The 15,006-nt window shown below is 62.5% G+C and carries 13 protein-coding genes; 9 read left to right on the top strand and 4 right to left on the bottom strand.

Annotated features, from left to right (window positions below; genetic code table 11):
• The first annotated feature begins 15 nt into the window (after positions 1-15).
• Entirely contained in the window at positions 16-1,047 is a 1,032-nt protein-coding gene (locus LC531_RS13695) for an acetamidase/formamidase family protein (RefSeq protein WP_223651100.1), read from the top strand.
• A 123-nt stretch (positions 1,048-1,170) separates the two neighbouring features.
• Here LC531_RS13695 and LC531_RS13690 read toward each other — a convergent pair whose 3' ends face one another.
• From LC531_RS13690 to rfaD, 4 genes are all read right to left on the bottom strand, one after another.
• The gene (locus tag LC531_RS13690) at positions 1,171-2,268 is read right to left on the bottom strand and encodes an alpha/beta fold hydrolase (RefSeq protein ID WP_223651099.1); all 1,098 of its coding nucleotides are present in this window, start codon (positions 2,266-2,268) and stop codon (positions 1,171-1,173) included.
• Between the two features lie 388 nt (positions 2,269-2,656).
• Entirely contained in the window at positions 2,657-3,292 is a 636-nt protein-coding gene (locus LC531_RS13685) for a hypothetical protein (protein ID WP_223651097.1), read from the bottom strand.
• Positions 3,293-3,414: 122 nt separating this feature from the next.
• Entirely contained in the window at positions 3,415-4,416 is a 1,002-nt protein-coding gene (locus LC531_RS13680) for a DUF1028 domain-containing protein (protein WP_223651095.1), read from the bottom strand.
• Positions 4,417-4,546: 130 nt separating this feature from the next.
• Positions 4,547-5,515, bottom strand: a complete 969-nt coding sequence (gene rfaD / locus LC531_RS13675) for an ADP-glyceromanno-heptose 6-epimerase (protein ID WP_223651093.1) — start codon at positions 5,513-5,515, stop codon at positions 4,547-4,549.
• 148 nt (positions 5,516-5,663) lie between these two features.
• On the opposite strand from rfaD, the gene LC531_RS13670 reads away from it, so the two are divergent.
• The 8 genes from LC531_RS13670 (at position 5,664) to LC531_RS13635 (ending at position 14,968) form a co-directional block, all read left to right on the top strand.
• A complete protein-coding gene (locus LC531_RS13670) occupies positions 5,664-6,551 on the top strand; it encodes an ABC transporter substrate-binding protein (RefSeq protein ID WP_223651091.1) in 888 nt (295 codons plus the stop codon).
• Positions 6,552-6,733: 182 nt separating this feature from the next.
• Positions 6,734-7,729 carry a FecCD family ABC transporter permease gene (locus LC531_RS13665; protein WP_223651089.1) on the top strand — a complete coding sequence of 332 codons (996 nt, stop codon included), beginning with the start codon at positions 6,734-6,736 and terminating at the stop codon, positions 7,727-7,729.
• An 83-nt stretch (positions 7,730-7,812) separates the two neighbouring features.
• Positions 7,813-8,229, top strand: a complete 417-nt coding sequence (locus LC531_RS13660; RefSeq protein ID WP_223651086.1) for a 6-pyruvoyl trahydropterin synthase family protein — start codon at positions 7,813-7,815, stop codon at positions 8,227-8,229.
• Between the two features lie 127 nt (positions 8,230-8,356).
• Complete coding sequence (lpxB, locus tag LC531_RS13655; protein ID WP_223651084.1) at positions 8,357-9,469, top strand: lipid-A-disaccharide synthase; 1,113 nt, start codon at positions 8,357-8,359, stop codon at positions 9,467-9,469.
• A gap of 82 nt (positions 9,470-9,551) precedes the next feature.
• Entirely contained in the window at positions 9,552-10,412 is an 861-nt protein-coding gene (gene fdhD / locus LC531_RS13650; RefSeq protein ID WP_223651082.1) for a formate dehydrogenase accessory sulfurtransferase FdhD, read from the top strand.
• Entirely contained in the window at positions 10,409-10,744 is a 336-nt protein-coding gene (locus tag LC531_RS13645; RefSeq protein ID WP_223651080.1) for a DUF7009 family protein, read from the top strand. The genes fdhD and LC531_RS13645 overlap by 4 nt, the downstream gene beginning before the upstream one ends.
• A gap of 62 nt (positions 10,745-10,806) precedes the next feature.
• Positions 10,807-13,338, top strand: a complete 2,532-nt coding sequence (locus LC531_RS13640) for an FdhF/YdeP family oxidoreductase (RefSeq protein WP_223651078.1) — start codon at positions 10,807-10,809, stop codon at positions 13,336-13,338.
• Positions 13,339-13,558: 220 nt separating this feature from the next.
• The gene (locus LC531_RS13635) at positions 13,559-14,968 is read left to right on the top strand and encodes an L-lactate MFS transporter (protein ID WP_223651077.1); all 1,410 of its coding nucleotides are present in this window, start codon (positions 13,559-13,561) and stop codon (positions 14,966-14,968) included.
• The last annotated feature ends 38 nt before the right edge of the window (positions 14,969-15,006 follow it).

The raw sequence follows: 15,006 nt of genomic DNA, 5'->3' as shown, positions 1-15,006 counted from the left end.
GCGTACTTTTCAGCAATGAAAAAAACTACGCTACTCGCGGCCCTGGCCGCTACGCTGCTCGTGGCCAGCCCTGCCTGCGCCCAGCACCTACCTAAAGCTCAGCACGAACTGCTGGCTACCCCCGCCACCGTGGCCTGGGGCTACTACGACGCGGCCGCCCCGCCGGTGCTGCGCATCAAGTCGGGCGAAACAGTGCAGGTGCACACGCTCATCACTTCCAGCCCTACCCGCCTCGAAGGCGCGGGCGTGGCCCCGGCCCAGGTGGAACAGTCGCTGCGCGATATTTATGACAAAGTGACCAATAAAGGGCCGGGCGGGCACATTCTTACCGGCCCCATCTTCGTGGAAGGGGCCGAGCCGGGCGATGTGCTGGAAGTACGCATCCAGGCCATCGAGTTGGCGATTCCCTACGCCTACAACGGTTTTGGGCCGAAGAGCGGGTTTATTCCCGAAGATTTTGGCTACGCCAAGATGAAGATTATTCCGCTGGATGGCAAGCGGATGGTGGCCGATTTCGCGCCCGGCATCACGCTGCCCCTGCACCCGTTTTTCGGCAGCATGGGGGTAGCGCCGCCGCCCGCGGCGGGCCGCGTGAATAGCGCGCCGCCCGGTATTTTTGGCGGCAACCTGGATAATAAAGACCTGGTGGTGGGCACTACCCTCTACTTGCCGGTACACGCGCCGGGCGCGCTCTTCTTTGTGGGCGACGGTCACGCTGGGCAGGGTAACGGCGAGGTAGACATCACGGCCCTGGAAACGTCGCTGGTTGGCAACCTAGAGTTTATTGTGCACAAAGACATGCACTTAACCATGCCCCGCGCCGAAACGCCTACCCAGTACATCAGCATGGGCCTCAACGAAGACCTGACGCTAGCCGGCAAACAGGCCGTGCGCGAAATGATTGATTTCCTGATGAAAACGAAGGGTATGACGAAAGACGACGCCTACATGCTGTGCAGCGTGGCCGGCGACCTCAACGTGACGCAGGTAGTGGACGGTACCCGCGGTGCCCACATGCTAGTGCCGAAAAGCATTTTTAAGAAATAAGTGCTTGTAGAAGAACGTCATGCTGAGCCTGTGAAGCATCTCTAGCGCTTCGTTAAACGACATCCCAACGGCGTGGTAGAGATGCTTCGCGGGCTCAGCATGACGTGCTTTTCTTCGGTATAATTACTTGCCCGCCGCCAAGAACTTCCCGATGTTATCGTTCAGAAACTTCGCGTCAGCCGGATTGCTGGCCGCGCCGGCCGTGTGGCCCCACAGCGACGGAATGGGCAGTAGCGTAACGCCCGGAATAAACGCCGCCTCGTAGCGCGCGTCGCCCACCGGGAAGTACATGTCCGTTTCGGAAGGCATGTACAAAAAGGGTACTTTAATGCTGCGCAGGGCCTTCTCCACGTCGCCGCCCATGCCGGGGGTAGTGCCCACGTTGTGGTATTCCCAGGTGCGCATCTGGGCAATGAGGTCGTTGGCATCGGCCCCCGGAATGAAGTGCGTGCGGTAGTTATTGAGCACCTGCTCGAAGGTGGTACCGGGCTTCTCCTCGCTGCGCCACAGCTCTTTGCGCCACCATTCCTGCGAGAAAAGCCAGCCCGTCCAGACCACCGCAAATGCCTCGATACCCTTGGTGGGCGGGGCGGTATAGTCGCCGTTTTTGAAGGCCTCATCGGCGGTGAGGGCGGCAATCTGGCCTTCGAGGCGCACTACACCGTGCGGATAATTCTTGGCCGTGCCCGAGGTAGCCACGATGCGGTCGGCGAAGGTGGGGTAGCTCACGGCCCACTGAAACGCCTGCTGCGCGCCCATCGAAAAGCCGATGAGCGCGCGCAGGTGCGTTATTTTCAATTCCTTGGTCAGTAGCTCATGCACGGCTAGCACGTTGTCGCGGATGGTCATCACTGGGAAGCGCGGCCCGTGAAACGGCTCGGGCGTGTTGCTGGGCGACGACGAGTGCCCGTTGCCAAACAGCTCGGTCGTGACCAGAAACAACTTTGTGGTATCCAGGCACTTGCCGGGGCCGATGAGCCACTCGTAGCCCCGGTGCCCAGCCATGTAGTGCGAGGGCAGCAGCACCGCATTGTCATGCTTGGCATTGAGGTGGCCGTAGGTGCCGTAGCCCACCAGGGCCTTCGGCAGTACTACGCCGGCCTCGGTTTTGAAGTTGGTGAGGGTGAAAAAATGGTGCGGCACCGGGCTAACCGCCGGCTTGGTTTGGGCCTGGGTAGCGGTGAAGCCGAGCAGCAAAATAAGCGTAAGTAACTGGCGCATAGAAGTGAATTGGTTGGTTACGAGCAGGAGCGGTTAAACCCGCCGCATTCTCCTTAAGCGCATTTATTCCCGCATCAGGGCCCAAGTGCCGGGTAGCGGCGGCCGGCGCATAGGTTGCGGCGCGTTTGGGAGGGTGCTGGTAAAGGTAGCCGGCCCGTTGTTTCTATAGGGGTGCCCCGCCGGTTTTATTCCCCGCTTTAAGGTGCCTGCTTGCTTAACTTCTGTCGCGCCAAGTCTCTGTGTGCGTGGCGGGTGGGCAGCGTGGCCAGACTGCTGCGGAGAGCTGACCGGGCGTAATGGGCTCGCTGCTTATCGGCCGGCTTTGGCCCGGAGTGCCACTTCGTGCTACCCTGCCCCGTACCCCGACCCGGAAACCGCATTAGGCCGCCTACGGCCTGCCCTGGCGGTATGCTGCCACGCTGAGGAGTGAAAACCAACCCAGGAAAATGGCGAACGTGAATTTTTGGATAACGGGCAGCGAGTAAATGAATTGCTGGGTGTAGTACACGTAATTATTAGTGGCCAGCAGCACCAGGCACAGCACCCCGAGCCCCAGCAGGCCGAGCCGCCGGGTTTGGTACAAACCCACAAAGGTGCCGCCGAGCGCCACCACCCCGAGCAGGCAGGCGATATTCAGTACCAAGTCGTGCTGCGCGCTGGAGAGGAAGCCCGCAAAAACCATGGAAAGCATCCCGGCTAGCCGCACGGTGCCTGCGCCGAGGGCTCCGAAGGGGAAAAGCGGGGGTAGGTAATACCAAAAAAGCATGAGCGACGCACACAGCACGCTCATCGCCAGCAGGGCCACGGGCTGGGCGGCATTAGGCTGCCCGTTGATGGCGACCGTCGTGAGCAGGTTGCACCAGTAGTTATGCAGCCAGCTGAAGCCGGGCGCGGTTTTGTCGGTTGGCGAGCCGCCTGGGTACAGCGCGGCCGCCAGGGCATACAGCGCCACGAACAGGGCCATGCCACCCGCCGGCAGCAGCTGCCACCACGAGTTAAGTAAGGGGCGCTTCTTGTTGAACACGACGCGGGTGAAAAGGGTGAAGCCGGCCGGCTGGCAAGCAGTGCCAACGTACGGCCCGCCCTACCGCACTGGTTCCCGGCGCGGCAAAAAACCACGGGTCAGTAGCCGTCGCGGCCAAGGACTTACCGCAGCGCCAGAATCTGCTTCAGCTCCTGGGGCGACACCGTGAGCAGGCCCACTTTGGGCAGGCGCTCAGTTAATATCCGCCAGTTGGGCTCCTGCTGAAAAATGGGTTTTAGCAACGCCAGCGCGGCGGGCACCTGCTGCTTATTGGCCAGCGTGATGGCGTGCCAATACTTCATTTCCAGGTTTTGGGGAAACATCTTTTCGGCGGCTTGGTACTCGGCGATGGCGGTCGGCATGTCGTTTTTCTCCACGGCCAGGTCGCCGGCATTCATGTGGTCGTAGGCGCGGGTGAGCTTCAGCAGGCGGTGCAGCTCGGGCAGCGGGGCGGCGCTGTCGTCCACCCGCAGGTCGATGAGGCGGTCGGCCCAGGGGCCTTCGGTGGCGGTGCCGCGCACTACGAGCAGCGCGGCCGACTGCCGGCCCCGGATGTCGCCGCCGGCGGCCTGGGCCGCGTCGAGGGCGGCGAGCACGCGCTCGGCGAGGGGTAGGGCGGCGTTGGCCTCGTACGCCTTGGCCATCGCGCCCCACACGGTAGCATTCAGCATCATGTTGGCCTGTACCGAAAACTGGTTGCCCTGCTGCTGGCCGGCCATATCCACGCACTTTTTGCCGGTGTGGGTGGCCACGCGGCCCTGGTTGTCTAGGATAGCGACCTGGCGAACCTCGCGGCCTTCGTCGGCGGCCAGCAGCTCGTCGAGCGCCTGCTGAGCGGTTTTACCGCTTTTCAATAAAGCTAATCCTCTCAGGCCAAACGACTTATTGGTAAACGACTGCGTGGCCACCACGCCCACGCCGGCCTCGGCCCAGCTCACGCTGGTGCCCACCGAAAACCAGTGGCTTTGCACGGCCACGGCCATTTCGCCCGTTTTGGGGTCGCGGGCCACGATGCTGAAGGTGTGAGCCAGCGGGTCAGTGGCCGAGTACACGGCCTGCGCGCGGGCGGGCCGGTGGCTCAGCAGCGTTAGCAGCCCGAGCAGGGGTAGGAGTTTGCGAAGCATAGAGCGGGACTTTTTGCCAAAGTAAGCACGCCACCCGCTGATAGGTTGTAGCGACGCGACCCCTCGCGTCTCTTGCCGCCAGAATGATTGTTCAACGACGCGAGACGGGAGGGGTCGCGTCGCTACATCCCTAATAGTACGTGCCTGCCACCAAATACCCCTGCACGTAGTCCCGGATGCCTTCTTCCAACGTCGCAAACGGCCGGTCGTAGCCCGCGGTGCGCAGCTTGCGCATGTCGGCCTCGGTGAAGTACTGGTAGGTATTGCGGATGTCCTCGGGCGTGTCGCGGAAGCGGATGTCGGCGGGCCGGTCCAGCGCGGCGAAGGTATTGAGGGCCAGGTCCATGAAGGTGCGCGCCTGGCCGGTGCCGAGGTTGTAGATGCCCGACTGCGTGCGGTGGTGCAGGAAAAAGTAGCATACTTCCACCACGTCCTTCACATAAATAAAATCGCGCATCTGGCCGCCGTCCGCGTAGGCGGGGTTGTGCGAGCGGAAGAGCTGCATGGAGCCGTTTTCCTGAATCTGCCGGAAGGCGTGCAGTATCACCGAGGCCATGCGGCCCTTGTGGTACTCGTTGGGGCCGTAGACGTTGAAAAACTTCAGTCCCGCCCAGAAATACGGCTGCTCAGTTTGCTGCACGGCCCAGTTGTCGAAGTCGTTTTTCGACTCGCCGTAGGGGTTCAGCGGGTGCAGGCGGGGGAGGAGGGTAGGGTCCTGGTCGGAGTAGCCGAGGCGGCCGTCGCCGTAGGTGGCCCCGCTGCTGGCGTACACCAGCGGCAGCTGGTAGCGCACGCAGGCCAGCCACATCTGCTGGCTGTAGTGGAGGTTCAGCACGTCGAACACGGCCGGGTCCTGCTCGGCGGTATCAGTGCGCGCGCCCAGGTGAAACACGAATTCCACCTGCTCGTGGTGGATATCGAGCCAGTCGAAAAACTCCTCGCGGTCCACGTATTCGCGCAGGTGCTTGCCCCGGATATTGGGTAGCTTTTTCTCCACGGCGAAGTTATCCACCACCACGAGGTCGTTGAAATTGGCGGCGTTGAGGCGGGAAACTAGGCAGCTGGCAATGAAGCCGGCGGCCCCGGTAACGACTATCATGGGACGAAGGATTGGGGTAAGAAGCAAGCTGGCCGGCCAGAAAAGCAGTACGGCTCGCCGGCTCATTCTGTGGCGTTATTCCAGCCTTTTTGCCGGCGAGCAAAGGTACGGCCACCCCGCCCCGCGGGGGCGGGCTACCTTTGCGGTCATGCGCGTTTCGCCCTTTGCAAGCCTGCTGCTGGCCGGGCTGCTGGCCTGCCAGCCCGCCAGCAAGCCTGCTAACCCGGCCGCCACCGTACTGGTGCACGACGACCTGGGCCGCGCCCTCACCCTGCCCGCCCATCCGCGCCGGGTGCTGGCCCTGGCCCCCAGCATGACTGAAATGCTGTACGCCGTGGCCGACACGGCCACCATCATTGCCCGCACCCAGGTCGACGACTACCCCGCCGCCGTGCTGCGCAAGCCGCTGGTCACGTCCTACCCCCTCGATTTGGAGCGGCTGGTGGCCCTGCGGCCCGACGTAATTTTTACCGTGGAAGGCCTCACCCCGCTCGATGCCGCCGAGCGCCTGCGTCAGCTCGGCATTCCGGTGTATTACCAAAAATACCGGCGCGTAGCCGACGTGCTGCAGGGCCTCACCGACATGGGCCGGCTGCTGGGCCGCCCCGCGCAGGCCCGCCGCCTCACCGATTCGCTGCGGGCGCAGCTCGCCGCGCTGGCCGCCACGCCGCCCGCCGCCCACCGGTCCACGGTGCTGGCTCTAGCCTCAGCCGACCCCATTTACGCCTACGGGCAAAACACACTGTTTACGGATGAAATCCGGCTGGCTGGCGGCCAGAACGCCGTGCGCGATACCTTTCCGCAGCCCTACCCCGCCCTCACCCGCGAATACGTGCTGAAGCTCGACCCCGAAGTGGTGCTGGGTGGTCGCTTCGGCCAGCTCGACAGCACGTTTTTTCAGCAAAACCCCGAGCTGCGCCGCACCCGCGCTTACCGCGCCCGCCGCGTATTTGCTACTACTTCCAACCTGCTCCAGCGCCCCAGCCCCCGCATCGTGGAAACCGTGCGCGAGCTGCGAAGGCTGCTGGGGCATTGATTGGTGCTTGGTATAGAACTTACGAAAAAGACGTTTGTCATTGCGAGCAACGCGAAGCAGTTGCATCTGAGCGACCGGCGCGGGTGTCGTTCTGGGGCGATTGCCGCGTCCTTGCTTGATGCGCAACATGCTCGCAATGATAAGCGATTAATTACTAATCATTACCCATTAATCACTACCCCATGACCCACCCTGGCCGCTGGCTGTTCGCCGGCGCGTTACTTACGCTGCTGCTGTTGGGGCTGGGGCTGGGGGTAGGGTCGTATAGCACCAGCTACGGCTTCATCCTGAAGACCTTGCGCCACTACGACCCCGCCGACCCGGCCCAGCTGGTGCTGGTGCAGCTGCGGCTGCCACGGCTGCTGCTGGCCTGGCTGGCCGGCGCGAGCCTGGCCCTGAGCGGCTACCTGCTCCAGACGCTCGTGACCAACCCGCTGGCCGACCCCTACCTGCTGGGCACGGCCTCGGGGGCTTCGCTGGGGGCCATTGTGGCGTATCTGTTTTATCCGGCGCTCACGCTGGGCGGGCTGTATCTGCCACCGCTGGCGGCGCTGGTGGGCGGGCTGCTGGCCACGGCATTGGTGGTGGCCATCGGCTCGCGGCGGGGGCGGGTGCGGCCCGCGCCGCTGCTGCTGGGCGGCGTGGCGGTAGGGGCACTGGCGGCGGCGCTGGGCTCACTCATCATCTTCCTGAAGGCCGACCAGGGCAACTTGCAGGCGGTGGTGTTCTGGGCTTTCGGGTCGTTTGAGCGGGCGGGGTGGGTAGGGCTGGGGCCGCCGGCTATAGTATTGACTAGCAGCTTGATTATGCTGTTTTTTCTGCAAAAAGACCTTAACCTGCTGCTGCTGGGCGAGGAGCGGGCGCAGGCGCTGGGCCTGCCGGTGGCGCGGCTGCGCTGGCTGCTGCTGGGGCTGGTGGCGGCCCTCACCGGGGGGGTAGTGGCGCTGTGCGGCCCCATTGGCTTCGTGGGGCTGGTGGTGCCGCACCTCACGCGGGGCTTGCTGGGCACCACGGGGCCGCTCAACCTGGTGGGGTGTGCGGTGCTGGGGGGCGGCTTTCTGCTGGCCTGCGACCTGCTGGCGCGCCTGCTCTACCCCCCCGCCGGCCTGCCCGTGGGCCTGGTAACCGCCCTGCTAGGGGTGCCATTTTTCGTATATTTGCTGCGGAAAAGTAGTTAGCTAGTAGCTGTTAGCTGCTGGCTTTTGTTTTATATAACGAAGAGCTAACAGCCAACAACCAGCAGCTAGTAGCCTAAAAAAATATGCTATACGTCAGTCGCCGCGAGCACTTTAACGCCGCCCACAAGCTCTACAACCCGGCCTGGAGCCCGGCGCGCAACGCGGAGGTATTCGGGCCGTGCGCCAATGAAAACTGGCACGGCCACAACTACGAGCTAATTGTGACCGTGAAGGGCCAGCCCGACCCCGATACCGGCTTCGTGGTGGACCTCAAAGCTTTGAGCGACCTCATCCGGGTGCACGTGACGGAGCAGGTAGACCACAAAAACCTCAACCTCGACGTGCCCTTCCTGGCTGGCCAGCTCGCCAGCACCGAAAACCTGGCCGTCGCCTTCTGGCAGATTCTGACCCGCGAGCTGCCCGCCATCACCGCCGCTCAGCTGCACTGCATCAAGATTTACGAAACGCCCCGCAACGCGGTGGAATACTTTGGCGGCTAGTTATTTAACAGGTATCAATTAACATGTAACAGGCCGTTTTGCTGGTAGGCCCTATCAATAGGCCGCCGCCGCTGCCCTACTGTTTTTGATAAAGAAAGAATGTTAAATGTTAAATGATATCTGTTAAATGAAATACTACCTGATTGCTGGTGAGCGCTCCGGCGACACCCACGCCGCCTACCTGCTGCGCGAGCTGCAAGGCCAGGACCCGGCCGCCGACTTTCGCTACTGGGGCGGCGACCAGATGCAGGCTGTGGGTGGGCACCTGGTACGCCACTACCGCGACCTGGCCGTGATGGGCCTGTGGGAAACCATGAGCAGCCTGCTCAAATTCAGAGGCTTGCTCAAGGAATGCCAGCGCGATATTCTGGAGTACCGGCCCGACGTGCTCATCCTGGTGGACTACGGCGGCTTCAACCTGCGCATGGCGGCCTGGGCCAAGACGCACGGCGTCAAGGTGTTCTACTACATCTCGCCCAAAATATGGGCCTGGAACCAGGGGCGGGTCGAAAAAATTAAGGTGCTGGTGGACCGGATGTTTGTCATTCTACCCTTTGAGGAAGAATTCTATCAACGCTTTGATTATAAAGTAGATTATATTGGAAACCCCACCGCCGACGAGGTGGCGGCGTTCCGGCCCGACCCCGAGTTTATGACCCGCTACGGCCTCAGCGCCGACCGGCCGATTGTGGCCGTGCTACCCGGCTCGCGCAAGCAGGAGATTGAGGAGATGCTGCACGAGATGCTGGCCGTGTTACCCGCGTTCCAAGACGCGCAGTTCGTGGTGGCCGGCGTCAGCAACCTCGACCCAGTATACTACCAACACTTTGAGCGCAATGGAATTAAGCTGGTATTTGACCAGGCGTATGACCTGCTGGCGCGGGCCAGCGCGGCGCTCGTCACCAGCGGCACGGCCACCCTCGAAACGGCCCTCTTCGATGTGCCGCAGGTGGTGTGCTACCGCACCAGCAGCCTCACGTATCTCATTGTCAAGGCCGCGATTAAGGTGCCCTACATCTCGCTGGTCAACCTCATCGTGGGCCGCGAGGTGGTAGCCGAATTCATCCAGAATAAATTCACGGCCCGCTACCTGCTCGATGAGCTGAAGCGCCTGCTGACGGATGAAGACTACATTGCCCGCCAAAAAGCCGGCTACGCCGAGCTGCGCCAGAAGCTGGGCCAGCACAGCGCCGCCCGCCAAGCCGCCGCGCTCATGGTCAGCTACTTGCAGGCGAGTTAGTTATGCTGCTGGCTCCTGACGGTTTTAGCCCGCAGAGAACCCGGAAGCGATAGTATGTAACTAGGAACCCGAGACTTAAAAAATGCCTACCCCCCCGCTTTTGGCCAGCGCCGAGCGCACCACCGTGCGGCGCGTGGAAGGCGCGGCCGCCACTACCGCCACTGACCTGTTGGCCGTGGAAGCGCCGCTCGAAATCAGCTTGGGCTACGGACCGGCCGGGGCGCGCCAGGTGCTGGCCCTGGCCATAACCATGCGCACTCCCGGCCACGATGCGGAGCTGGCTGCCGGCTTCCTGCTGAGTGAAGGCATCGTGCGCCAAGCGGTTGATATCGAAAGCATTGAATACCGCGCCGACCCGCGCCGACCCAAGGAGCGCGGCAACGTGCTGCGCGTGGAGCTGGCTCCCGGCGTGGCCGTGGCGCTGGACCGGCTGGAGCGGCATTTTTACACGTCGTCGAGTTGCGGGGTATGCGGCAAAACCAGCATCGACGCGGTGCGGGCCGCCAGCTGCCCGCTGCCACCGCCCGCCGATGCGCCGCGGGTGCCGGCCAGTATCATTCACGCCCTGCCCGAGCGCCAGCGGGCGGCCCAGCGCGTGTTTGCCCAAACCGGCGGCCTGCACGCCACCGCCCTGTTTTCCGCCGAAGGCGAGCTGCTGACGCTGCGCGAAGACGTGGGCCGCCACAATGCGTTCGACAAGGTAGTGGGCGCGGCGCTGCTGGCCAGGCAAGTACCTCTACATCAGCATATTATTCTGGTAAGCGGCCGCGCCAGCTTCGAGTTGGTGCAGAAGGCGGCCGTGGCGGGCGTGGCCATTTTGGCGGCCGTGGGCGCGCCGAGCAGCCTGGCCGTGGAGGCGGCCGAAGAGTTTGGCCTCACGCTGCTGGGCTTCGTGCGCGACCAGCGTTTCAACATCTACACCCACGAAAGCCGCATTCTATGAAGCTCCGCCTGGAAGAAAATTCGCTGCGCCTGCGGCTCTCCGAAGCCGAAGTGGCCGAGTTTGCCCGCACCGGGCAGGTGGCTTACGTTATCGCCTTTGGCCCTACCCCCTCGGCTACGCTGAGCTACGCCCTGGCCCGCCTGCCCGCCACCGATGCCGCGCCGGCCGTGCGGGTGCGCTACGCGGCGGGCGCGCTGGTGGTGGAGGTGCCGGCCGCCATTGCCGAAGCCTGGACCAGCACCGCAAACATTGGCTTCGAGGAGCGGGTTTTAGCGGCTGAAAACCGAGAGCTATGTATCTTGGTAGAGAAAGACCTCGACTGCCGCCATTAAGCTCCACCGTGGGTGCGGCGAGCCAGTTACCTTGTATTGCTACTCTTTTATTCTGATACCTCATGGAGAATTCCCCCGCCGACCAGCCGCACGCCCCTACCCCCCCCGTTCGCTCGCATAGTGGACAAGCCAGTGCCACCCCCTCGGACCGCACCGACCCCGATGGGCACGCCGGCCCCACCAAGGTGGAGCCTCGCCTGCCGGTGCCCGACGTGGCCGGGGCCAAGTACCAGCACGCCGTGCTGGCGCAGCCGCCCGAGGAATTGACCGGCCTGCGCCTCTCGCCGCAGCAGCGCATCGCGGCCGGCGTTACGGCTGTGATTAAGTCGATGGAATTCAACTGGGGCGAGGCCGGCGTGGGCCGCGGCACCAAGGCCCTGCTGGGCCTCAACCAGACGGACGGCTTCGACTGCTCGTCGTGCGCCTGGCCCGACCCGGACACCCACCGCTCGATAGCGGAATTTTGCGAGAACGGCGCAAAAGCCACCGCTTCCGATGCTGACGACAAGGCCGCCGGCCCGGAGTTTTTTGCTAAGAATAGCCTGGCCGCGCTGTCGCGCATGACCGACCGCGACCTCAACAACGCCGGCCGCCTCACGCACCCACTGGTGAAGCGCCCTGGCAGCACGCATTACGAGCGCATCGAGTGGCCCGAGGCGTTTGGTATTGTGGCCCAGGAGCTTAACGCGCTGGCCTCGCCCGACGAGGCCACGTTCTACACCTCGGGCAAGGTGCCTAATGAGCCGGCGTTCTTGTTCCAGCTCTTTGTGCGGCAGTTTGGCACCAACAACATGCCCGACTGCTCTAATATGTGCCACGAGAGCAGCGGCGCGGCCCTCAGCCCTACCCTTGGGTTGGGCAAAGGCTCGGTCACGCTCAATGACATTCACGAGGCGGAAGTCATCCTTATCATCGGCCAGAACCCCGGTACCAACCACCCGCGGATGTTGTCGGCGCTGAAAATTGCCAAGCAAAACGGGGCGAAGATTATCAGCATCAACCCCTTAATGGAAGCGGGCCTCAACCACTTCCGCGACCCGCAGGATTTCATGAATCCGCTGAAGGCGCTGGGGGCCATGCTGGGCGGCGGCACGCAGATAACCGACGTGTTCCTGCAAGTGCGCGTAGACGGCGATATGGCCCTGCTGCGCGGCATTATGAAGCACTTGTTTGAGGCCGAGGACCTGAACCCCGGCCAGGTCGTGGACCACGAGTTTGTCAAGGAATTCACTACGGGTTTTGAGGGCTTTGAACAGAATATTCGCAACACGAGCTGGGAAGATATTGAGGCGCTGAGCGGCATCAGCCGGGCGCAGCTACTGGAGGCGGCCAATATCATTGCCCACAAGCAGAAAATTATTACCTGCTGGGCAATGGGCGTAACGCAGCAGCGCCAGGGCGTACAAACCATCCAGGAAATTGTGAACCTGCACCTCATGAAAGGGGCCATTGGCAAGCCGGGCGCAGGCACCTGCCCGGTGCGCGGCCACTCCAACGTGCAGGGCGACCGCACGATGGGCATCTGGGAGCAGCCGGCTAAAGAGTTTCTGGATGCGCTGAAGAAAGAATTCGGCTTTGAGCCGCCCTACGAGCACGGCCTCGACACGGTGGAGAGCCTCAAGGCGATGGTCAACGGCAAAATCAAGGTGTACTTCGGCCTGGGTGGCAACCTGCTGGCCGCTGGCCCTGATACCGAAATCATCGCCGAAGGCATGCGTAAGCAGAACCTGACCGTGTACGTGGGCACCAAGCTCAACCGCGGCCACCTCGTGACGGGCCGCACCAGCCTGCTGCTACCCTGCTTCGCGCACGTGGATATCGATATGCAAAAGGCTGGCCACCAGATGACTTCCTGCGAGAACTCGATGGGGGTAGTGAGCCAGAACAAAGGCATTCTGGTCCCGCTGCCGGGTAATAATATTCTGAGTGAAGTCGCCATTCTGAGCGGCATCGCCATTGCTACCCTGGGCGATAAAATCAAGGGCGACTGGGTGGCGATGACCGAGAATTACGACGTCATTCGGGACCACATCAGCCGGGTTATTCCGGGCTTCGATGATTTCAACGAGAAGCTGCGTTCGCCGGGCGGCTTCTACCTGCCCAACGGCCCACGCCACCGCCGGTTCACCACCAAAAACGGCATGGCTAACTTCACCACTACCGAGCTAGAGCAGTACGAAGTGGGCCCCGACGAGCTGGTGATGATGACCGTGCGCAGCCACGACCAGTTCAACACGACTATTTACGAGTACAACGACCGTTACCGCGGCGTCCACGGCGAGCGCCGGGTGTTGTTTATGAATCCCGAGGACGTGCGCCAGCGCGGCCTGCAAGCCAAAGACTTGATTGATATCACGAGTCATCACGAAGGCGAGCAGCGTACCGTAGAGAAGTTCGTGGTGGTGCCCTACGACATCCCGAAGGGTAATGTGGCCGCCTATTTCCCCGAGGCTAATCCGCTGGTGCCCATCAGCAGCGTGGCTAAGGTGAGCAATACGCCCACTTCCAAGTACGTGCGCGTGACCGTGGCCAAGGCAAAAGTTAGCACTGCCCCCGCCGCGGTGAGGCCCCGCGCCGAGGCGGTGCCGGCGTAGCAGTCTTTTTTGAGAGCAAACAAAAAGTCCCTGACGGCGAGTCAGGGACTTTTTGTTTTCCTAACCACTCGGTTCGCCCCGCATTAGCAACGCGCCTATACCAGATTAGCAACATAAACAGTCGCTGCCTTTGCTGGGCGAAAGGCTGGCTATATCTTGCAAAAGCTTAGCGGATTGGCGCTGGCTTACTTTCTTTCACACTACCCTTTCCCGCCCACTTATGGCCGATTCTTCCGCTCCTTTACTTGACCGCAGCCGCACTATTGCGCCGGCCGGCTACAACCGCTGGCTGGTGCCGCCGGCGGCGCTGGCCATTCACCTAGCCATCGGGCAGGCTTACGCCTTCAGCGTGTTTAATAAGCCGCTGGGCTCGCTCATCAGCGGCGACCCGGCTAACCCCGCCCCGGCCGACTGGACGCCCACTCAAATCGGGGTCACGTTCTCGATTGCCATCGTGCTGCTGGGCTTGTCGGCCGCTCTTTTTGGGAAGTGGCTGGAGCGCGTGGGGCCGCGCAAGGCCATGCTGGCGGCGGCGCTTTGCTTCGGCGGCGGCTTCCTCATTGCCTCGCTGGGCATAAGTATGCACAACATCTGGCTGGTATATTTTGGCTACGGCTTCGTGGGCGGTATCGGGCTGGGCATTGGCTACATTTCGCCGGTGAGCACGCTCATCAAGTGGTTCCCCGACCGCAAGGGGGTAGCAACGGGCATGGCCATTATGGGTTTCGGCGGTGGGGCGATGATTGCCTCGCCTTTGTCGGTGGCCCTGATGTCGCACTTCAAGGCCAGCGCGCCGCAGGGGGTAGCGCCCACGTTTATTGTGCTGGGTATCATCTACTTCCTGTTTATGCAGTTCGGGGTCTGGACCATCCGGGTGCCGGCCGACAGCTGGGCTCCGGCCGGCTACGTGCCCAACGCCGAGCACAACGCGCTGATTACGACCGGCAATGTGTCGGCTGATAATGCTATTAAAACGCCGCAGTTCTGGCTGCTGTGGGTGGTGCTGGTTACCAACGTAACAGCCGGCATCGGTCTGCTCGAAACGGCCTCGCCGCTCATTCAGGATACCTTTTCGGACAAAGCGATGGGGGTAGGAAATGGCGTAACGGCCGCCGCCGCCGCCGGCTTCGTGGGTTTGCTCAGCCTGTTCAACCTGCTGGGCCGCTTCTTCTGGTCGTCGGCTTCCGATAAGCTGGGCCGTAAGGTCACCTACGCCATCTACTTTGGTCTGGGTATTCTGCTCTACGCCCTCGTGCCCACGCTGGGCCACAACTTGCAGCTAACCTTCTACGTCATAGCAGCCTGCGTTATCGTGAGCATGTACGGCGGGGGCTTCGCCACGGCCCCAGCCTTTTTATCCGACCTCTTTGGTAAATTCCAGGTAGGGGCCATCCACGGCCGCCTGCTCACGGCCTGGAGCACGGCCGGCGTGCTGGGGCCGCTCATCGTGCATCAGCTCCACGACCACGCCAAAGCCAACGGCCTGACCGGCGCGGCTGCCTACCAAAACGTGTTCTATACGATGGCCGGCCTGCTCGTGGTAGGCCTGCTGGCCGACCTGGCCGTGACGGCCGTGAACGCCAGGTATTACGAAAAAGGCCCGGTTGCCGTCGAGGCCGGTGGCCATTAATCAATTGAGGGCTTTCTCTTTCATTTTCAATAATCTAG

Origin of the sequence: Hymenobacter psoromatis, assembly GCF_020012125.1 — a bacterium.
Taxonomy (GTDB): domain Bacteria; phylum Bacteroidota; class Bacteroidia; order Cytophagales; family Hymenobacteraceae; genus Hymenobacter; species Hymenobacter psoromatis.
Note: the sequence above shows the minus strand (reverse complement) of the source record. Positions and strands in the feature narration are given on the sequence as shown.